Below are 19,946 nucleotides of genomic sequence, written 5' to 3'. Positions count from 1 at the left end.
GCGCTTCTCTCTGACTTTGCTGCGTGACATGCAATCGTCAGCATCATGCCTCCACTAACCCGCGGAAGTCGCCAAACCCGACGAGGTCTCCTGCTGCGAACAATTCGTCCTCATCGATGCGCCAGGTGTGGCTGCTGAGATCACGATTGCGGATGACACAGTAGTTGAAGCGGTCGGACGCGTATATCGAGAGCCCTTCCGCCACGGCTCGCTTCAGCAGTTCAGTATCCTCAGACCTGTTTCCGGCCCCAAAGCGCAAGCGGCGCGCGACGTCGGTCGAGAGCAGAAGCGTTGCCCCTCGAACGAACGTCGAGAACCGATTCTCCGTTGCACGTGCGCTCAGGATGGTCTGTTCGCGACCCTCGAAGTGGACGTAGCTCGCGGCCTTGCCCACGATTTCAGCACCCGACACCAAGTAGCTGTCCAGCAGATCTTGCAAGTAGTGCCGACCGTAGAAGTCGTCGTCATCCATCTTCGCAACGACCGAATGCGCCGCGATGTCGACCATCGCGTTTAGGCATGCACCAAGGGTGTCCGAGCGAGGCATCCTCAGCACAGTGTAGTCAGCCACACCGTGCTCCTGGGCCAACCGGTCGATCTGCGCATCCGACACTTCAGCGCCGTGGAGGTTCAGCACGAGCTGTATGTTCGTCTCCGTCTGCCGGCCGATGGTCGCGAACACACCCTCGATGAGGTGCGGACGGATCGTGGAGCACAGCACAGAAATGCCGGGGCGATGCGCACGAGCGAGCTCCTGGGTGATGCCTACCGCTTCGCAGATCGCATCAACACGGTGTCCGTACGTGTGCTCAGCCCAGACGCGACGCCTCGCCCGCAAGGCGATGCGGTCGCGGTGTTCGACCGACCGCACGAGTGCCCGGGTCGCGTTTCGCGCGCTCGTCGCGTCATTCACGACTACAACTTCATCGGGCTCGAAGTAGTTCGGGATCGCGGCCGAGGGGGGAGACACGATGACGCCACCGCAGGCCGACACCTCAAAGATGCGCCGAGCGCACATCGACGGTGACTCCACGACGGAGTTGACGCTCAACATGACTTTGTAGCGCTTATACGCGTCGATCATCTTCGGGTACGGCAGAGCACCGCGAACGTACTTGTCCAGCGGTGCAGGGAACGCGTACTTCACGTCACCATTCGCGTGTCTCGAGTAGATGTCGAGTCCGAGGTCGGCAACCGCCGGCAGCAGAAAGTCCATCTGTGCTCGCCGCTCCGGATACTTGTGCGAGAAGTACATGCCGCCGAAGGCGACAGGCAGGTCCCGCATGACGCCCCGGCGCAGCCCCGGGTTGTGAAGCGCGGGCTGCGCAGCGAACGGCAGCACCGCGACCCGATCGTGCCGAAGTCGATCCCGGTATTCCGGGATTCGGTCCCCGTCTGAAGTGAGGACCCAGTCGAAGAGCGCTGCGGTGTCGATGAAATCTTCGAAGTGCGGCGGGTCCTCCTTGTTCCAGAAAACGGTCGGGATGCCGCGATCACGGCATCCGCGCACAAGATCGACCAGCGACGCTGACGGTGCATTCGAGCCCACGAGCTGATAGCGCCACGCGCCGTCATTGCCACTCCATGCGCTTTCGACAAAGAGCAGATCGAGCGCGATCCCCTCGATCTGACGCTCCCACTCCCCCGGGAGTAGCTTGTGCTGCTGCCACTCCGGCTTGAACGCGGCCTCGGAGAACTCATCGAGGATCACACCGACGCGCAGCGTGGGTGCCGGGAAGTTGGTCTTGCCCGGCGCGACAGCTGCGAACTGGTCAGCCGCCGAAGGAGCAGATTTTGTGGGCACGGGCTTCGGAACAGGCTTTGGCGGCGCGGAGCGCTCCGCCGAGAGCGCTTTCTCGATAGTCGCGAGCTGCTTCGACATCGAGGCGACCGCACGCTGAGTCTCCGCAAACCGAGTGTCAACCTGTTGCACCTTGGCCGCAACCTCTTGCACCTGACGACCGACACGTGTGATGTCGGTGGCATTCGCCGCAACCGCGCGATGCAGCGGCGGGATCGTCTGAACTGCACCCTCGACTGCCGCCGCCAAGGCGGACTGCTCAGAGGCAGAGGCGCGCTGTGCGTCGTAAGTATCGCGCACGAGTGGTGCGGTCTTCCCCGTCGTGCTGGCCACGCGACGCACTGCCCGGTCGACGCCGCGCAGCGCCTTGACCATCGCCGCCGCGTACCTGAGTCGGTGCGCAACAAGGGCGAGGAGGCTCACGACGAGGGCGAGCGCGACAGCAGCTGGCACGGCTGCACGGCTCTCGGTCATCAGTGCGGCACCGACGCCGGCGGCAATCGCCCCGATTCCCAAGATCACTACTAGCGCTGTGTACCGGGACTTCATGGTTCCTCCAGCAGCGATGGCTGCCTCGTGGTTCGGGGTGCGGGACGTCGTGCCGAACCTACGAGCCGAGCGCGGGACCGGGAGACACCAGGGTGCATTCCGCATTGTCACTGCTCGCGATCCTGCGTTGATTGCACACGGCCACCGGCGATGGCCGCGCGGTCATCGTATCGGGACGATGCAAGCCGCATACGCCTGGAACCGGGTCGACGCCGCTCGCGCTAGGATTCCGCTAGCGCACCAGTCGATGCCACGCGCGTGAATCACGCTCAATGCGCGGTGTTCTCCACGACCCAGCTTCCGCGCCCTTCGCAACAGGCCCTGCGACAGCTTCTCCCTCGGTGGTGGCGCTTGCCCATCCCTCAAAGCTTCCGCTCGCAAGAAACGTCGTTGCTCGCAGCCGCTCGCCGACTGGCGATCGGCCGCGCCGAGCTAGGGAGTGTCGGTCACTCATAGGCACGCTGGGTATCGTGGGCGGCCGACCGGCAAGCGAACCACGCGGGCCTCGAACATAGGAGTGCCTTGACAAGCCCAGCGAGTGAGGCCATGAGAGTGCTGGTCTACGGCAGCTGCGTTGCTCGCGACTCTGTCGAGTTCGCCACCCCAAGCACGGTCGATCTCAAGGGCTATGTGGCGCGCCAGTCATTGATCTCTGTCGGCAGCGACGCTTCCTCGCACCTGCCGCTCCTCGAAGACGTTACCTCCAAGTTCCAAGGACGTATGATCCGAGCCGACTTCGCGGGCGGGTTGCTCGACCGGCTCGAGAGCCTCGCCGCAGACACCGACGTGCTGCTCTGGGATCTGGCCGACGAGCGACACGGCGTGCACCGCTTCCCCGACGGCACGGTGGTGACGCGCAGCATCGACACGATGAAGGTCGCGTCCGTCTCGGAGACGCTCGACGAGGCCGAGCTCATCCCCTTCGGCACCGATGAGCACTTCGCGCTGTGGCGCGAGCGCGTCGACGCCTTCGCCGCGACGCTGCACACGCTCGGGCTCTTCGACCGCACCATCGTGCTCGAGGTGCCGTGGGCCGTTCGCACCACCGAGGGCGACCCGTCGCCGTGGAGCATGGGCGTGCGCGCCAGCGAGGCGAACAAGCGGTTCCGCCGCTACTACGACGAGCTGCGACAGCGCGGCTTCCGCAGGGTCGAACTGCCGGAGGAAGTCGTGCTGGCAGACCCAGCGCACCGATGGGGGCTCGCGCCCTTCCACTACTCGCCCGCTGTCTATCGCGAGGTGCTGCGGCAGCTGCGTGAGGTGCACGGCTTCGAGGGGTTCGCCGAGGCTTCCTAGTCGCGACGCGAGCGTCGGCGCAGCATCACGCGTCAGACGAGGACGTGTCCGTCAGCGAGGCCGAAGCTGATCACGTAGCCGTTCGCCAGGATCCGCTCATCCTCCGTGCTCCACGTGTGCCCCGCACGGGCATCCCGCATCTGCATGAAGTTGAACCGATCGGCGCTGTAGATGGCGCCGCCGGCGGCGAGCAGCGCCCGCTGGAAGGTGGTGTCCTCCCCCAGCGTGCGGTCCTCGAACGGCGTCGCCTCCCACGTCGCGCGCGGTCCGACCATCGTGGGGCCGCCCACCAGATCGGTCCAGCGGTGCTCCCGCTCGGGCGACTGCAGCACCGTCGCATCCAGCGACGCGAGATAGAGGTAGCGCGCGTGCTTGCCGACAAGCTCGGCGCCCGAGTAGTCGAGCGCGAAGCACGAGTCGAGCAGGTAGTGGTCACCATAGAGGTCGTCGTCATCGAACTTCGCGATCACGTCGCCGTCGCTGGCCTGCACGAGCCGGTTGAGGTTGGTGCCGAGCGTGGTGTCGCGGTCGGCGCGCAGCACGACCAGCTCGGCGACGCCGGCCTCGCGCGCCATGGCCTGCAGTTCGGCATCCTCGGCGTCGAACCCGTGCAGCAGCAGCAGCAGCTGCACGTCGACGTCGACCTGGCGGCCGGCGGTGGCGATGATGCCGGGCACCAGGTGGGGACGGATGGTCGGCGCGATGATGCTCACGCGCGGCCGGCGCCATGCGGCGGTGTCGGCGATGCCCACTGACTCGAGCACCTGGGTCGCGCGGCGAGAGAAGGTGTGCTCGCGCCAGATGCGTCGCTGGGCCAGGTGCACCTGTCGATCGCGCAGCTCGGGCGAGCGCACGAGCGCGCGCAGCACGAGCGCGGCCTCCTGCTCGTCGTCGACGATCGAGATCTCGGACCCGTCGAACCAGTGCTCGACGGCGGGGCTGCGCGTCGTCACCACGGGCGTGCCGCTCGCGAGGATCTCGAAGACGCGGCGCGCGAGCATCGTCGGGCTGTCGACGACCGAATTTACGTTGAGCATCACCTTGTAGGCGCGGTAGGCGCTCAGCATCCGGTCGTAGTCGAGCGAGCCGCGCACGAACGACTCGAAGCGCTCCGGGAAGCGGTATTTCGGGTCGTTCTCGAATCGCGAGTAGATGTCGAAGCCGATGCCGCGACGCTCCGACACCTCGGCCGCGGCGCCGAGCAGCAGATCCATCTGCGCCTGTCGCTCGGGAAACTTGTGCGACCAGTAGCTGCCGCCGAACGCGACATCCAACTCCTGATGCAGGCCCTTCTGCCGCATCGGGTGGTGCAGCGCAGGCTGCGCAGCGAAGCCGAGCACGTCGACACGGTCGTGCCCGAGCGCCTCCCGATAGCGGTCGAGCAGGTTCGCGTCGGTGGTGAACACCCGGTCGAAGAGACGCGCGGTCTCGAGGAAGTCGTCGAAGTGGGGCGGATCCTCCTTGTTCCAGAAGACCGAGGGGATGCCCTGCTCGCGGCAGTGCGCGACAAGCTCGCGCAACGATTCGTGGGGCGCCTTGGGGCCGCTGAGCAGGAACTTCCACGACCCGCGCGACCCCGACCACGCCGACTCGACGAACAGCAGGTCGATCGGCTGCTGCTCCAGCTGCGCGCGCCACTCCTTCAGCTGCAGCTCGACGACGTCGAACTCGTAGCCCCACGCGCTGGCGGAGAACGTATCCATGATCGTGCCGACCCGCAGGTGCGGGCGGCGCGTGCCGCGATCGGCGACGGGCCAGACGGGCATGTCGGCGCTCAGATCGCGGGGGCGGCTCGTCGCGCTGTTCCGCTCGGTCATGGTGCGCCGCAGCCGCCAATCCCGCAACTGCCTGACGCCGCCCTTGCGCAGGTGCCACAGGCCGGTGCGGAGAGTGTCGAGGGGCTTCACGCCCTTATCTTCTCGCGAGCGCGCCGATCGCTGCGACGAGCCGGTCGACGTGCTCGGCCACCGCATCCGCCGATCGACGGTAGAGCTTGTCCGAGCGGCCGTAGGGGTCGGGCACGTCGATGTCCTTGGTCGCGGCGATCGGCAGCAGGCCGCGCGCGGCAGCCGCCGCCTCGACGACGCGCTGCAGGAATGCCGCGACCCCGTCGTCGCCGAGCGGCTCGGGCGGCTGGACGCGGCCGCCCTCGGCCAGCGCCTCGACGACGCGGGTGAGCTCGATGAGCGTGAAGGTGCGGTGGTTCGCCGCCGGCAGCAGGCGCACGATGTTGCCCCGGTGCTCTGCCGCGAGTGCGATGACGAGGTCGGCCCGCTCGATCTGGGTCGCCTCGAGCTGGCGTGCCCGATGCTCGTCTGTGCTCTCGACGCCGAGCCGGGCCGCCTCCGCCGCCGCCTGCGGCTCGATCGGAGCGTCGACCACAGCCTGCGTGCCCGCGCTCGCGAACTCGATCGCAGTCGGGTCGGCGCCCGGGAGGGCGCTGGGCAACCGGTCTCGCAGCAGATGCTCCACCTGCGGCGAGCGACAGATGTTGCCCGTGCAGACCGCGAGGATGCAAAAGATCTCCTCGCCTGACTGCGTCGTGTCGGCATGTCGCGCCATGGGTTGAATGTAGCGCGAGGACGCGCATCGCACAGGGGGACGCGGGATGATGGAGCGATGCACGCCACCGCACCGTCCGCGCCGCTGCGCCGCGTCGGGGCGATCGGGATGCTGGTAGCGCTCCCCGTCGTCGGCGTGCTCACTCTCTGGCCCACGCACTGGCTGCTGCGCGCCAAGCCGCGGGTGGTGCGCGGCATCGAGTGGTTCCACTCGCGCGAGCTGCTGCAGTGGGTCTATTGGACGCGCCTCGAGGTGCTCGCGAACGTCGCGATGTTCGTGCCGCTGGCGCTGCTGCTGACATTCCTGCTCGGCGCACGGCGATGGTGGATCGCGCTGTCGCTCTGCGTGGCGACGACGATCGGCATCGAGCTCGTGCAGCACGTTCTCCTGCCCGGGCGCGTGGCCTCGGTGAAGGATGTCGTCGCGAACACGGCGGGCGCGCTGATCGGCGTGGTGCTCGCGGTCGCATGCGAGGCCTTGATGCGTGCCAGCCGGCGTCGCAGTGCACAACGGGGCCCTGGCTCGCACACTCAATCCTGAGGATTCCTTCAGTGCTCACCGCCCTGCTCCTTTAGTTCAAATTCGTACGGTTGAGGGAGTACACGCGCTGAGCCACATCGCTCCCGCATCGGCTCCTCATCACTGGATGTCTCATGCACGCCCCCTTGGTCGCTGTCCGCTCGAGTCAGTTCACGAGCGGCATCCTCGACGCGCCCTGGAACCCGTACCAGGGCTTGCCCCTGCCGCTGCAGCTGCTGCTCGTCGTACTCCTTGGGCTCGCGGTCATCGGCTTCGTTGTCGTCAGCGTGCTGATCGTGCAGGGCGTGCGCGAACGCCGGAGGCAGCGCCGCGCGGTGGCCGACGCGCAGGAGCAGGAGTTCCTGTGGGTCTACCTGGTGCCAGCGCTCGACGAGGAGGTGACGATCGCCGACAGCGTCGGCCGCATCCTCGACGTCGAAGCCACGAACCGCGTGATGCTCGTCATCGACGACGGATCCGGCGACCGCACTCCCGAGATCCTGGCGGATCTGCAGACTCGGACCCCGGGCCTGCAGGTGCTGCGCCGCGAGCTGCCGAACGCGCAGCACGGCAAGTCGGCGGCGCTCGACGACGCGTGGCGCTACCTGCACGAGCACGTGCTCGAGCAGCGCGCGTACCGGCACTGGTCGACCGACCGCATCATCGTCGGCATCGTCGACGCCGACGGCCGAGTCGCCGCCGACTCCCCGCGCGTGCTCGCCGGCGCATTCGCAGACGAGCGCATCGGCGGCGTGCAGTCGCTCGTGCGCATCTACAACCGCGGGCACATCCTGACCTGGGCCCAGCACCTCGAGTTCGCCATCACCGCCTTCGTCTACCAGCTGGGCCGCTCGCGCTGGGGCACCGCCAACATGGGTGGCAACGGGCAGTACATGCGGCTCGCGGCACTCGACGACCTGGTGGTCGAGGATTCCCTCCCGACGGGCATCGAGCGGGGCCCCTGGCGCGACCGCCTCACGGAGGACCAGGACATCGGGGTGCGGATGATGCGGGCCGGCTGGCACGGCTCCCAGACCGTGCTCACCACTGTCGACCAGCAAGGCGTGACTGACGTGCGCAGGCTGCTGCGGCAGCGCATCCGCTGGGCGCAGGGAGCCTGGCAGACCGTGCCCACGCTCCGCAGCGGGCGCGAGCTGCGCTCAGCACTCGCCTCGCGCATCGACCACCTGCTGTACCTGCTCGCGCCCGCGCTGCAGACCGTCATGGGCGCCGGCTTCATCGCGGCGCTCGCGATGCTGCTGGTCGGCAACGTCGCGTGGCTCGGCAGCAGCCCGGCGTTCATCGTGCTGTTCACGGTCATCTCGATCGGCCCGGTGTACGCGGCCCTCGTGGTCGTCGCACCGGGCGGCGCCTGGAGCCCGCTCGTCGCGCTCGCGTATCTGCCGGTCTACCTCGCCTACACGTGGCTCATCTGGCCGGCATTCACCGTTGGGCTCGTGCGCGAGCTGCTGGGCGTGCACGGATGGGCGAAGACCGCTCGCGAGCCGCTCGACGCCAACCTCGCGGGCGAGACGGCTGACGCTGCCGCGATCGCGGTCGGCACTGCAGTCATCACGGCGATCACGGCGACGATCGTCGACGGCTCGCATCGCGAGCGCCACAAGCGCGCCGCCTGACCCCTTGCGCGCGCCCCGAGGTAGCCTCGCAGCAACGTGCCCGCACCAGCCGCGGTAGGCACGCGATCAACGCGACGGGGAGCCGACGATGCTGGATGCGCTGCGCAGCCACCGACGCGAGCGTCAGCGGCGTGACGCCGTCGCGGCCTTCCATCGCCGTGAGCACGAGCTGCGGCCCGGCTACAAGGTGTGGGGCTACAAGAACTCGTTCGCGAAGGGGTTCGTGGTCACCGACGGCCCCACGCCGTTCGCACCGCACGAGCACTGGGATCACCTAACGGTCGGCCGCTGGCACGTGCGGCTCGACCCGGATCTCGAGCGGCAGCACGCCACCTCCCCTGCCGCCGAGGTGCTTGTGCTTGGGCAGGCGTTCGACGACGGTGGTCCGAGCAAGCGCCGAGGCGTTGCCGGCCGCATCGTGCGCGGGCTCGCGAACGCGCGCGGGGTCGAGGCGCAGACCGCGGCGCTCGACGAGATGATCGCGTGGATCTCCGGCCGCTACGTCGTGCTCATCGCCCGGGGCGAGCGACTCGACGTCTACGGCGACCCGCTGGCAACCCGATCCGTGTTCTGGCACCGCGGCGACTCGGGTGTGGCCCTCGCCTCGCACACCCAGATCCTCTCGCAGCGCGCTGGCGGCCTCGACAGCTCGCGCATGCGCTGGGTGATGGCGCACCCCGGCTACCGCGACCCCGCCGGCAGATGGCTGCCGGGCCTCATCACGAGCCACGACGGCGTCGGCCAGGTGTACGCGAACGCGCGCCTCACCATCCGGGGCTCAGATGTCGCGCACGAGCGCTTCTGGCCGCGCACCGACCGCGTCGAGCTGCCGCCGCTCGAAGCTGCGACCGGGTTCAGGGATGCGCTGCAGCAGCAGGTGCGCAACTGGATCTCGGTCGAACCCGCGACGGTGCTGACGCTCACCTCCGGCCGTGACTCGCGCGCGGTGTTGGAGGCCGGGCTCGTCGACCTACGCGGTGCGGGCGCCGTCGCGCTGACGTATCACCCGCTGCATCGGCCGCAGAAGAGCACGCGCAACGACCTGCTCACCGCCAGCCGGGTCGCGGCATCCGCGGGCCTGCATCACCTGACGCTCGATGTGCCGGCGATGTCGCCCGCGTCGCCGTTCGCTGCGCTCTACAACGCGACCTTCCCGACCTACCAGCGCTACGCGGCGCTCGCCAACGCGCTCTACATCGCGGCGCCCGCGAAGGCGGCGATGATCTTCGGCGTCGGTGGGGCGATCATCACGGGGATGTACACGAACACCGCCGATCGTGACCTGCGCCCCGAGCTGCTGGCCAGCAAGTACACCGCGTCGCCGTTCGCGCGCGACCCAGAGCTCGTTGGGGAGATCGCGCGCTGGATGGAGTGGACGCAGTTCTCGCTCGACGCGCTGCGCGGCTACGACTTCTACGACCTGTTCCACTGGGAGCACCGGATGCCGAAGTGGGGCGCTGCCGGCTACTCGGAGTACGACCTCGCGACTACGCCGGCGCCGGTGCTCAGCTCGCGCCGCCTGCTCGTTGCCGCTCTCTCGCTGCCGAAGCAGCAGCGCGTCGACGCGCTCGTCTACCGCTTCATCGCCGAAGGTGAAGCGGCGTTGAGCGCCTGACGCTCGGCGGGCACTGCCCCGTCGCCGACCGCGTGGCGAGGAGCGACAACACGTGCGCTCAGCCGCGCCTCCTCGTCGCTGACCGCGCGGCGAGGAGGCACCCGCACGCCGAGGGGGCGACCGCCCTTGCTCTTCGACTGAAGTGCATCGCTGCGCCGAACCCGGGCTCGCGCAACCTGTGGACAACTCTGATTGATCGAACATACTTTCGATAAACTGGTCCCCAGAAGCGCAAGGAGGGCGATCATGACACAGCAGTCAACCGGTCAAACGGCCGACGTCTCGAACGCCCTGCGCTCAGCGATCGGCGCGATTGCCGCAGCGGCCGCGACGCTCGATGCCCTGCTCCCCCGCCTCGACGAAGAGCAGCGCCGTATAGCTGTCGGCCTTGTCGGCGACGTGGGCCGCGCGAATGACGCGCTGCGCGTCCGCATCGCTGACGACATCTCCAAGCGGCACGACGGCCTGCCGAAGGATGACCGCTTCACCGTTGCCTGCGGCTACCGCGACCCTCTCGACATGCTGACCACCGAGTTCGGCATCACGCATCCAGCAGGGAAGCGCCTGCTACAGGTCTCGGCGGCCCTGCGCCCGAGCCCGAGGCTCTCGGGCGGCACGGTGCCCACTCGGTTCCCTGTGCTCAGCGAGGCCGTTGCGACTGGCGCGGTGACGATCGATCAGGCCGGTGCGATCATCGAGAGCCTCGGTGACGCGCCTGATCGAGCGAACCCTGCTGACCTGGAGGCTGCGGATCGGGCGCTCGTCGCCTCGGCTCTCGGCGCGCGCGGGGCGCATCCCGGCGAAGACGGCGTGGTCGAGCAGCCGATGACGCCGCTCCTGCTCGCCAAGCTCGCGCGGGCGTGGCGCAACGGTCTGGATCCCGACGGCGTCGAGCCGCGCTATGAGGAGCAGCTGCGGCGGCGCAGTCTCACCTGCGGCACCCGCGCCGACGGCATGCTTGCTGGGCGCTTCGCTTTTCCTCCCGATCAGGGAGCGGTGTTCCTCGCCGCCATGGACCCCTTCACGTCGCCCCGCACGCCGGTCTTCCTCACCGACGAGGAGCGCGAGCGCGCCGAGCTCGTCGATGACCGCACGCGTCCGCAGAAGATGGCCGATGCACTGATCGCGATGGTGAGCACCGCAGCCGAGCAGAGCGACGCACCGCGGGTCGGCGGGGAAGCACCAACGGTCGTGCTCCACCTCTCCGAGGCGACCTACCGAGCGGCGCTTGACGGCGAGCCTGGCGGGAGTGCCACCGACGAGCGCACCGGCGACGCCGTACCGGTCGACGTGGCCATGGCCATGATGTGCGACGCGCACATCCAGGCGGTCGTCACCGGCGCAGACGGGCTCCCGCTCTACCTCGGCCGCACGGAGCGCCTATTCTCGCGGGCGCAGCGCCGAGCGCTGGCGGCTCGAGACAAGGGCTGCCGGGCGCCTGGCTGCACGGCACCGATCAGCTGGTGCGAGGCGCACCACGTCACTTTCTGGAGCCTGGGCGGCCTGACCGACATTGACAACGGCATCATGCTTTGCACGCACCATCACCACGAGGTGCATCGCGGCAGACTCGAGGTGCTCAAGGGCCCTCGGGGGTGGATCGTCGTCCCCAGAGTCCGCGCGCCGCGCCGCAGACGCGGCTGGGCCACTGATTTCGATCCAAGCGTGCTCTACCTCCAGCCCGTCGCCTGAGCCGACCGTTTGACTCGCGGCGACGCCTACGCCGCTGGCCGTGCCGCGGGCGGCGCTGCCGCTCGCGGTAACTCGCGCCACATCATGTCGCAGCGCACGCAGTGCAGCAGGCCGTCGAATGCCCGCGGCCGGGGCGCGACGAGCCCGCAGAGCGGACATTCCGCCACTTCGTACTCGACACCGTTGTCGAGCGTGTAGATCGCCATAACGCCATTATCGCTCATGCACCTGGGCAACTGGCTGTGGTTCGACTGCGCGTTGCGGGTGCCTGCGCCTGAGGCCCGCCTGAGCGCCCGCCTAGACTGCTCTGGCACTCAATCCCAGGAGGTCCCATGCGCGTGCTGCTCACCGGAGGCGCCGGCTTCATCGGCTCGCACACGGCGATCGTCCTCATCGAGCACGAGCATGAGGTTGTCATCCTCGATGATCTCTCGAACGCCAGCGACGAGGCAGTGCGCCGCGCATCGCGCCTCGCCGGCACCGAGATCCCGCTGGTGGTCGGCGACGCGGGCGACCGCGAGCTCGTCGGTCGGGTGCTCGCCGAGCACCGCATCGACGCGGTGATCCACTTCGCCGGCCGGAAGGCCGTGGGCGAGTCGGTCGCGAAGCCGCTCGAGTACTACCGCGTCAACCTCGGCTCGGCGATCGCGACCCTCGAGGCAATGGCCGAGCAAGGCGTCGAACGCTTCGTCTTCTCCTCGTCCGCGACCGTCTACGAGCGGCCGGGCCCGCTGCTCGCCGAAGATGCGCAGGTGGGCCTCGACCTCGAGAACCCCTATGGCCGCACGAAGGCCATCATTGAGGCGATCGTCACCGACGCCTCGATGGCGAACTCGGCGCTGCAGGCGGCCGTGCTGCGCTACTTCAACCCGGTGGGCGCACACGCCTCTGGCAACATCGGTGAGGATCCCAAGGGCATCCCGAACAACCTCATGCCGTTCGTGGCGCAGGTAGCGGCGGGCGTGCGCGAGCGGCTGCGCATCTTCGGCGACGACTACGACACCCCCGACGGCACGGGCGTGCGCGACTACATCCACGTCGTCGACCTCGCCGAGGGCCACGTGGCCGCGCTCGAAGCACTGGCGCCCGGCGTGCTGACCGTGAACCTCGGCACCGGCAGCGGAGGCTCGGTGCTCGACGTGCTGCGTGCGTTCGAGGCCGCCGTGGGTCGCGAGCTGCCGCACGAGATCGTCGCCCGCCGACCGGGCGACGCCGCGATCTCGACCGCCGACCCCACCCTCGCGCACGAGCGCCTGGGCTGGCGTGCCACCCGCTCGCTCGACGACGCGGTGCGGGATGCGTGGCGCTGGCAGCGGCAGAACCCGCGGGGGTACGCGGACTGACGGCTGGCGGCCTCGTGGCGAGGATGTGCGCGGCTTGCTCGAGATCGTCTGGGCACCGGGCGGATGGGAACGGGCAGAGCGCCGCCTGACTTCGCATGCTCTCGACACATTCAGCCAGTGGGTGCATGCTGACCCAATGGCTGACACCTACCACCACGAACCCCCGTACACGATCGGCGTGATCTGCGGCAGCATCGCTGGCTCGTCGATCAACCGCCGCCTCGCCAACGCGCTGATCAAGCTGGCGCCAGCAGACCTGCAGTGCTCGTTCATCGAGATCGACACGCTGGGCCTGTATGATCGCGACCTCGATGGCGACTACCCACCAGAGGCGACCGCGCTCAAGAAGGCGATCGAGGCCTCCGACGGCATTCTGTTCGTCACGCCCGAGTACAACCGCTCGATCCCGGGCGCGCTCAAGAACGCCATCGACTGGGCCTCTCGCCCCTGGGGCACCAACTCGTTCGCCCGCAAGCCGGTCGGCATCGCCGGCGCCTCACCCGGCGGCATCGGCACGGCCGTCGGCCAGCAGCATCTGAGATCGATCATGGCGTTCTGCAACGCGCCGCTCATGAACGAGATCGAGGCGTACATCACCTTCAAGGAGGACGACTACGACGCCAACGACAACGTCGTCAACGAGTCGACGAAGGAGTTCCTCGAGACCTACATGCGCTCCTTCGACAACTTCGTGCGCCGCGTGCTGACGGTCGTGCCGCAGGCGAGCTGAGCCAGGCTCGCGCGGCGCGTGCCGACCATCAGGCAGCAGCGTTGAGAAGCTATCGTGCGGTCCCTCACCGGAGTAGCAGCACGCGCTCGATCGACTCGGCAGCGCGGGGAGCGCCCCCCAGCTGCCGGAACTCCTCGGCGATCTCGAGGGCGTGCTCGCGGAACGAGGGCTCGCGAATCACCTGCCGAACGGCATTCCTGAGCCGAATCGGTCGTGGTCGCCCTGTGCGCAGGTCGATGCCCGCGCCCGACCACGCGACGCGAGCCGCGACCTCAGGCTTGTCGAGGCTGCCGCCCGCGACCACCAGTGGCACACCGTTCGCCAGCATCTCGAGTACGCCACCCCAGCCGCCGTTGGTCACCCCCACGCGCACGTGCCGCAGGATCGGTGGGAACGCAATGAAGTCGACGAGCCTCGCGTTCGGTGGCACGCGATCGCCGACATCGCGACCGGCCGTGGTGGCGATGATCCGCACATGGTCGTTCGCCAGCCCGTCGAGCGCGGGCTGCAGCAGGTTCTCCGGATCGGTGTCGAACGTGCCCTGTGTGACGAGCACGACCGGCCGCGGCTCGTCGACCAGCGTCTCCGCCCACAGCGGCAGCGCGCCCATCGGCCGGCCGCGCGGCTCGAGGTTGCCGACGAACTCGACGCTGTCGGGCAGATCGTTGCGCGAGAGCTCGAGCCGCGGCGAACCCGTGGCGAGCACCAGCGCTTCGGCGTAGATCGCCTCGCCGAACGGACGACCGGGGCCCAGTCCGCACGCCTTGCGCGCTGCCCGGTAGGCACGCTCGATCGATTCGCGGGGGGATGGCATCATCGCGCGCAGCACGGCGTCCCGCACGCGCCCGATCCACGTCTGGTCCGAGTGCAGCGCGAGCCCACCCGACGGCAGATCCTGGCTGTGCAGCGACAGCGGCACGAGCGACACCGTCGCCCACGGGAGCCCCAGCACCTCAGCGGCAAGGCCAGACCCGACCGCGAGCACATCCCCCACGATCGCGTCGAACGGGGCGCGCTCATGCGCGGCCACGATGTCCTCGACCTGGCCGGGCGCCGTGCCGATGAACAGGTCGTGCAGGTCGGCGAGCATCCCGAACCGTCCGGGCAGGCCGGTCGCGGGGAAGGTGTCGCTGATGCTGTGCTCGTCGAAGTCGCGTGCGTCGCGCCAGAGCACCACCTCGCAGCCGAGCTCGTCGAACGCATCGGCGTAGGCCGCCCCCGTGTAGGCGGTCACGCGGTGCCCGCGATCGAGGAGGGCGCCAGCGACAGCCGTCATCGGCCGGACGTGCCCGGCGAACGGCATGGCAGTGACGAGCAGATGCGGCACGGCGCCACCGTAGCGCCGTTCTCTACGACCTGGACAAGAATTGCGTAACATCGTTATGTGTCCTGAGCCAACCCTCCGGGCTACTCTGCGGTCGCCCACCGGTGCCGCCGACGTCACCGCGGGCGCGCGCGTGGCAGAGTTGCGGGGATGGCGCCATCCGAGCGCCGCTGCCGAAGGAGCACCGTGACCCTCGATGTCGCCGCATTGCGCGCCCAGTTCCCCTCGCTCGCCTCCGGCCTCGCGCACTTCGACGGGCCCGGCGGCACGCAGACGCCCGCGGTGGTCGGCGAAGCGATCGCGCGCACGCTCACGGCACCGCTGTCGAACCGCGGCACTGTGACGCCCGCGGAGCGGAACGCGGATGCCGCGGTGACCGCCTTCCGCAGCGCGTACGCCGACCTGCTGGGTGCCGACGCCCGCGGCATCGTCTACGGCCGCAGTGCCACGCAGCTCACCTACGACTTCTCACGCACGCTCGCGAAGGACTGGCAGCCCGGCGACGAGATCGTCGTCAGCCAGCTCGACCACGACGCCAACATCCGCCCCTGGATCCAGGCGGCCGAGCGCGCCGACGTCACGGTGCGATGGCTGGAGCTCGACCCCGCCACCGCCGAGCTCGACCTGTCGAAGCTCGAGACGATCATCACCGAGCGCACACGCCTGGTGGCCGTGACCGCGGCCTCCAACCTGCTCGGCACGAAGCCACCGGTTGCCCGCATCGCCGAGCGCGCCCACGCGGTCGGCGCGCTCGTCTACGTCGACGGCGTGCACTTCGCCGCGCACGCGTCGGTGGATGTTGCCGCGCTGGGCGCCGACTTCTTCGTCTGCTCGCCCTACAAGTTCTTCGGCCCCCACTGCGCCGCGCTCGCCGCCGATCCCGCGCTGCTCGAGACGCTGCGCTTCGACAAGCTGCTGCCGTCGAGCAACGCCGTGCCGGAGCGCTTCGAGCTCGGCACCCTGCCGTACGAGGTGATGGCGGGCGCAACGGCCGCCGTCGACTTCATCGCCGGCCTCGGCGACGGCGACACCCGACGCGCGCGCCTCATCGCCGCGAACGAGGCGATGGAGGAGCACGAGCTGCGCCTGCGCGGCCGCATCGAGGAGGGCCTCGCCGCCTTCGGCGAGCGCGTCACGCTGCACTCGGTCGCCGCCGACCGCACCTCGACGCTCTTCTTCACGCTCGCCGATCGGGATGCATCCGACGCCTTCCGGTTCCTCGCCGAGCGCGACGTGGTCGCGCCTGCCGGCAGCTTCTACGCCCAGGAGCCCTTCGCCGCGCTGCGGCTCGACGTCGACGGCGGCGTGCGCGTCGGCCTCGCCCCCTACAACGACGATGCCGAGATCGACCGGCTGCTGACCGGGCTGGCCGACTTCCTCGGCTGACCGACGACGGTCCTCGCGCTCCCTGCCGCGCTCGCCCGCGCTGGCCGGATCGCTCGCTCCGGGACGTGCACGGGCGGGCCGGTAGGCTGGGCACAGCCGAAAAGCCATGAGGCTGTCCTGCTGGTGTGCTTGGACATGCAGGGGATCTCCCCGCTACATGGACCGGGTTCAGGCCTGCGCCTCGGCAGCTCACGATCATGACGATGGTTCGGTGCTGCCAGCAAGCAGCGCCGTCGACCAGGAGGAGGCGACATGGCTGCGCCGCAGGCCGTGCCACAGACCGGCGCCCGGCTGCAGGAGGCGCCGAGCGCTCGTCGCCGGTCGCTCGCGCTCGCGATGCTCCTGCTGCCCACGGCGCTCACGCTGCTGAGCGTGACGACCGTGAACGTCGCGCTGCCCGCGATCCGCGACAGCCTCGGGGCCACGGCGGTCGAGCAGTCGCTCGTGCTCACGTCCTACACGATCGCGTTCGCGCTCGTGCTGCTGCCGGCCGGCAGGCTCGGCGATCGCTACGGCCACAAGCAGGTCTTCATTGCGGGTGTCGTAGTCTTCACGCTCGCGAGCGCCTGGTGCGGCCTCGCGCCCGACGCCACCCAGCTCATCCTCGCCCGCATCCTCGCCGGCATCGCCGGCGGTCTGGTGCTGACGCCGCTGAACGCGCTGATCCAGCTGCTGTTCACGGGCCCTGAACGAGCCAAGCCCTTTGCGGTGATGGGGGCGGTCTTCGGCGCAGCGAGCGCCGCCGGCCCCGTGCTGGGCGGGCTGCTGCTGCAGGTCGGCGGCGAGTACGGCTGGCACCTCATCTTCCTGTTCAACGTGCCGCTCGGGGTGCTGGCGACGGTGGCCGCCGTGCTCGTCATCCCGCGCGACAACCCGCTGGGCGCGCGAGGCAGCGATCCGCTCGGCATGCTGCTGTTCACGGCCGGCATCCTCGCCGTCGTGCTGCCCTTCGCGGCTGGCACCGGCGTCACGCCGTTGAACGCGGCGCTGCTCGCGGCCGGCCTGCTGCTCATGACCGGATGCATGCTGTGGGAGCGGCGCCGCGAGCGACGCGACAGCTTCGCGATCGTGCCGCCGCGGCTCTTCCGGCAGCGCGCGCTGCCCATCGGCATCGTGTCGACGTTCCTCGGCTTCGCCGGCTTCACTGCCTCGTTCCTCATGCTGGCGCTGCTGTGGCTCGACGGCCTCGGGAACGATGCGCTCGCCGCCGGGCTCGTGGTGACGCCGTTCGCGCTCGGCAGCGTGCTCGGGTCGCTGCTCTCGCACTCGCTCTCGGAGCGGTTCGGCACGCGGATCGTCACCGTTGGGCTCACGATGATCTCGGTCTGCCTGCTGATCGTCGGCGCGCTCGTGCTGGTGCTGCCGGCAGCATCGCTCACCTTCCTGGTGATGCTCGTGCCGCTGCTGGGCATCGGCCTGGGTGTCGGTCTCTTCGTCGGCCCGAACACGAATGCCGCGTTCGTGCAGACAGCCAGCATCGACGCGGGCATCGCCTCTGCGCTCATCGCCGCAGCCCAGCGCACGGGCACCGCGGTCGGCATCGGCGTGATCTCGGCGCTCTACGCGCTCGCACCCGGCGGATCGGCTGCGCTGCCGAACCACGCGACCGCGGCGTTCATCACCGCCGCGATGGCCGGCGCGGCCGCGCTGGTGCTGGTCGGCAGCCGTCGGAGCGCGATGCCCGAGCCGGCGGAGGACGACACCGAGCAGTTCTGAGGCGCCGGCACGGATCCGGTGCTCCGCGGCCGTCTCGCGGAACTGGGATCATGGAGGCGTGCCTCGATCCGACCCAGCCACCGCCACGGGAGACGGGGTTCGCACGCCGGCGGGCGACGTCGGGACGCCCCCGCAGCACGATCCGTGGGTGCTGGAGGCGGAGCGAAGCGCGGATGCCCCCGGCTTCCGTCGGCCGGCGCTCGGCCCGGTGCCGAAGGGGCGCATCTACGCCTTGGGGCTGCTCGCAGCGCTCCGCGCAGGCGGGCTCGTGCTCATCGCCGAAGCAATCGCGCGCGGGATCGCGGGGCTCGCAGGTGGAGGCCTGACGCCCGCGGACACCCAGACGATCGTGCTGCTCGGCATCCTCGGCGTGCTGCTGCGCGCCGGAGGCGAATGGGCGACCTCTGTGCTCGCGCGCCGCATCGCCACCCAGGTCAAGCGCGGCATCCGCGGGCAGCTCTGGCGCCGGATTGCCGCGGGCGAGCCGCAGGGAGGCGGCACGGCCGTCCTGGCCGCCGACGGACTCGACGACCTCGATGACTACTACGTGCAGACGATCCCGGCGATCGTTGCCGCCGCCGTCGTGCCGCTGCTCGTGGGCATCCGGATCCTCGGCGCCGATTGGGTGAGCGCGGTCATCATCGTGCTGACCGTGCCGCTCATCCCCTTCTTCATGGTGCTGATCGGCAAGCACACGCAGCAGCGCACCGATGAGGCGCTCACGGCACTCTCCCGGCTGGCCGACCACCTCGCCGAGCTGGCGCGCGGTCTGCCCGTGCTGGTCGGCCTAGGCCGCGTCGACGAGCAGACTGCCGCGCTCGAGCAGCTGCAGCGCGGCTATCGCGATCGCACGCAGGAGACGCTCCGCTGGGCATTCCTCTCCGCGCTCGCGCTCGAGCTCGTGGCCACCATCTCGGTCGCGATCGTCGCCGTCTTCCTGGGGCTTCGGCTGCTGCAGGGCACGATGGCGCTGGAGCCGGCGCTGCTCGCCCTGATCCTCGCGCCGGAGGCCTTCAACGCCCTGCGTCAAGTGGGCACCGCCTTCCACGCGTCGCAGGATGGGCTCTCGGCGCTCGACCGCTCGCAGGCGATCATCGATCGTCTATCCCCCGCCGACGTGCGCGATGCAGCCGGTGCGATCAACCTGGACGGACTCTCCGTGCGCTACGCCGGCCGCGAGCACCCGACCCTCGACGGCATCACCGCGAGCCTCAGCGGCATTGTCTCGGTCGCCGGCCCCTCAGGTGCAGGGAAGTCGACGCTGCTCGCGGCGCTGACGGGCACCCTGCCCGCCGATGCCGAGGTGCACGGCACGGTGCGCGGGGTGCGGGCGGATGCCGTGGGCTGGGCACCGCAGGCACCGCGCGGCTTCGCCCGCACGCCCCGCGAGGAGCTGGCGCTCTACGCCGCCGACGGTCCCGGCGCCGATGTGCTGGGGGCGCTCGAGGAGCTGGGGCTCGGGCACGTCGCGGACAGCGCCGTCGCTGAGCTGAGCCCGGGCGAGCAGCGCCGCCTCGCCGTCGCGCGCGCCCTCGCCCGGGTCGACGGCGGCGCGACGCTGCTGGTGCTCGACGAGCCCACCGCCCACCTCGACCGCGTCGCCGCCGATCGCGTGCGCACCGCCATCCGGCGCCGTGCCGAGCACGCGGTCGTCGTGCTGGCCAGCCACGAGCCCGCGACCCTCGCCCTCGCCACCATGACGCTCCGCGTCGGCGCCCCCTCCCCCTTCCCGCAGGTCGAGGAGCGCGACGGCGCAGCCGACGCGCGTCACGCGAC

The 19,946-nt window shown here is 69.7% G+C and carries 15 protein-coding genes; 10 read left to right on the top strand and 5 right to left on the bottom strand.

All coding sequences use genetic code 11. The features are described 5' to 3' along the window. Positions 1–43 precede the first annotated feature (43 nt). Positions 44–2,323 carry a glycosyltransferase gene (locus tag ACJJVL_RS03640; RefSeq protein WP_405216956.1) on the bottom strand — a complete coding sequence of 760 codons (2,280 nt, stop codon included), beginning with the start codon at positions 2,321–2,323 and terminating at the stop codon, positions 44–46. 573 nt (positions 2,324–2,896) lie between these two features. Between ACJJVL_RS03640 and ACJJVL_RS03635 the strand changes: the two genes are divergently transcribed. Next, complete coding sequence (locus ACJJVL_RS03635; protein ID WP_405216955.1) at positions 2,897–3,646, top strand: DUF6270 domain-containing protein; 750 nt, start codon at positions 2,897–2,899, stop codon at positions 3,644–3,646. 32 nt (positions 3,647–3,678) lie between these two features. On the opposite strand, the gene ACJJVL_RS03630 is transcribed toward ACJJVL_RS03635, so the two are convergent. Together ACJJVL_RS03630 and ACJJVL_RS03625 are read right to left on the bottom strand one after the other, a co-directional pair. Further along, positions 3,679–5,553, bottom strand: a complete 1,875-nt coding sequence (locus ACJJVL_RS03630; RefSeq protein ID WP_405216954.1) for a glycosyltransferase — start codon at positions 5,551–5,553, stop codon at positions 3,679–3,681. 4 nt (positions 5,554–5,557) lie between these two features. Further along, positions 5,558–6,208 (bottom strand): low molecular weight phosphatase family protein, encoded by a 651-nt coding sequence (locus ACJJVL_RS03625; protein ID WP_405216953.1) that lies wholly within the window; start codon positions 6,206–6,208, stop codon positions 5,558–5,560. A gap of 57 nt (positions 6,209–6,265) precedes the next feature. On the opposite strand from ACJJVL_RS03625, the gene ACJJVL_RS03620 reads away from it, so the two are divergent. From ACJJVL_RS03620 to ACJJVL_RS03605, 4 genes are all read left to right on the top strand, one after another. Then, complete coding sequence (locus ACJJVL_RS03620; RefSeq protein WP_405216952.1) at positions 6,266–6,748, top strand: VanZ family protein; 483 nt, start codon at positions 6,266–6,268, stop codon at positions 6,746–6,748. A gap of 113 nt (positions 6,749–6,861) precedes the next feature. Further along, positions 6,862–8,364, top strand: a complete 1,503-nt coding sequence (locus ACJJVL_RS03615) for a glycosyltransferase (RefSeq protein ID WP_405216951.1) — start codon at positions 6,862–6,864, stop codon at positions 8,362–8,364. Positions 8,365–8,452: 88 nt separating this feature from the next. Beyond that, positions 8,453–9,979: a hypothetical protein gene (locus ACJJVL_RS03610; RefSeq protein WP_405216950.1), complete on the top strand. Its 1,527-nt coding sequence runs from the start codon at positions 8,453–8,455 to the stop codon at positions 9,977–9,979. A gap of 246 nt (positions 9,980–10,225) precedes the next feature. Then, a complete protein-coding gene (locus ACJJVL_RS03605; RefSeq protein ID WP_405216949.1) occupies positions 10,226–11,671 on the top strand; it encodes a DUF222 domain-containing protein in 1,446 nt (481 codons plus the stop codon). Between the two features lie 26 nt (positions 11,672–11,697). Here the strand turns inward: ACJJVL_RS03605 and ACJJVL_RS03600 are convergent, their stop codons facing one another. Beyond that, entirely contained in the window at positions 11,698–11,877 is a 180-nt protein-coding gene (locus ACJJVL_RS03600) for a hypothetical protein (RefSeq protein ID WP_405216948.1), read from the bottom strand. A gap of 126 nt (positions 11,878–12,003) precedes the next feature. On the opposite strand from ACJJVL_RS03600, the gene galE reads away from it, so the two are divergent. Continuing rightward, positions 12,004–13,014, top strand: coding sequence for a UDP-glucose 4-epimerase GalE (gene galE / locus ACJJVL_RS03595; protein ID WP_405216947.1), 1,011 nt, complete (start codon positions 12,004–12,006; stop codon positions 13,012–13,014). Positions 13,015–13,150: 136 nt separating this feature from the next. Next, on the top strand, positions 13,151–13,744 hold the full coding sequence (locus tag ACJJVL_RS03590; protein WP_405216946.1) for an NADPH-dependent FMN reductase: 594 nt from the start codon (positions 13,151–13,153) through the stop codon (positions 13,742–13,744). A 64-nt stretch (positions 13,745–13,808) separates the two neighbouring features. On the opposite strand, the gene ACJJVL_RS03585 is transcribed toward ACJJVL_RS03590, so the two are convergent. Then, positions 13,809–15,071: a glycosyltransferase gene (locus ACJJVL_RS03585; RefSeq protein ID WP_405216945.1), complete on the bottom strand. Its 1,263-nt coding sequence runs from the start codon at positions 15,069–15,071 to the stop codon at positions 13,809–13,811. 183 nt (positions 15,072–15,254) lie between these two features. On the opposite strand from ACJJVL_RS03585, the gene ACJJVL_RS03580 reads away from it, so the two are divergent. The 3 genes from ACJJVL_RS03580 to ACJJVL_RS03570 form a co-directional block, all read left to right on the top strand. After that, positions 15,255–16,454, top strand: a complete 1,200-nt coding sequence (locus ACJJVL_RS03580; protein ID WP_405216944.1) for a cysteine desulfurase-like protein — start codon at positions 15,255–15,257, stop codon at positions 16,452–16,454. Positions 16,455–16,706: 252 nt separating this feature from the next. Further along, positions 16,707–18,170, top strand: coding sequence for an MFS transporter (locus ACJJVL_RS03575; RefSeq protein WP_405216943.1), 1,464 nt, complete (start codon positions 16,707–16,709; stop codon positions 18,168–18,170). A gap of 58 nt (positions 18,171–18,228) precedes the next feature. Then, positions 18,229–19,946: ATP-binding cassette domain-containing protein (locus ACJJVL_RS03570; RefSeq protein ID WP_405216942.1), on the top strand; the 1,718-nt coding region annotated here is incomplete at its 3' end.

Origin of the sequence: Agrococcus sp. Ld7, assembly GCF_045064095.1 — a bacterium.
Lineage (GTDB): Bacteria > Actinomycetota > Actinomycetes > Actinomycetales > Microbacteriaceae > Agrococcus.
The sequence above is the reverse complement of the archived record's forward strand: the minus strand, read 5'-3'. Positions and strand labels throughout refer to the sequence as shown.

Excerpts from the sequence above, each read along its gene's own strand:
- galE (WP_405216947.1), top strand. The coding sequence starts at position 12,004 with ATGCGCGTGCTGCTCACCGGAGGCGCCGGCTTCATCGGCTCGCACACG.
- ACJJVL_RS03615 (WP_405216951.1), top strand. The coding sequence starts at position 6,862 with ATGCACGCCCCCTTGGTCGCTGTCCGCTCGAGTCAGTTCACGAGCGGC.
- ACJJVL_RS03605 (WP_405216949.1), top strand. The coding sequence starts at position 10,226 with ATGACACAGCAGTCAACCGGTCAAACGGCCGACGTCTCGAACGCCCTG.
- ACJJVL_RS03635 (WP_405216955.1), top strand. The coding sequence starts at position 2,897 with ATGAGAGTGCTGGTCTACGGCAGCTGCGTTGCTCGCGACTCTGTCGAG.
- ACJJVL_RS03620 (WP_405216952.1), top strand. The coding sequence starts at position 6,266 with ATGCACGCCACCGCACCGTCCGCGCCGCTGCGCCGCGTCGGGGCGATC.
- ACJJVL_RS03625 (WP_405216953.1), bottom strand. The coding sequence starts at position 6,208 with ATGGCGCGACATGCCGACACGACGCAGTCAGGCGAGGAGATCTTTTGC.
- ACJJVL_RS03575 (WP_405216943.1), top strand. The coding sequence starts at position 16,707 with ATGGCTGCGCCGCAGGCCGTGCCACAGACCGGCGCCCGGCTGCAGGAG.
- ACJJVL_RS03590 (WP_405216946.1), top strand. The coding sequence starts at position 13,151 with ATGGCTGACACCTACCACCACGAACCCCCGTACACGATCGGCGTGATC.
- ACJJVL_RS03610 (WP_405216950.1), top strand. The coding sequence starts at position 8,453 with ATGCTGGATGCGCTGCGCAGCCACCGACGCGAGCGTCAGCGGCGTGAC.
- ACJJVL_RS03600 (WP_405216948.1), bottom strand. The coding sequence starts at position 11,877 with ATGGCGATCTACACGCTCGACAACGGTGTCGAGTACGAAGTGGCGGAA.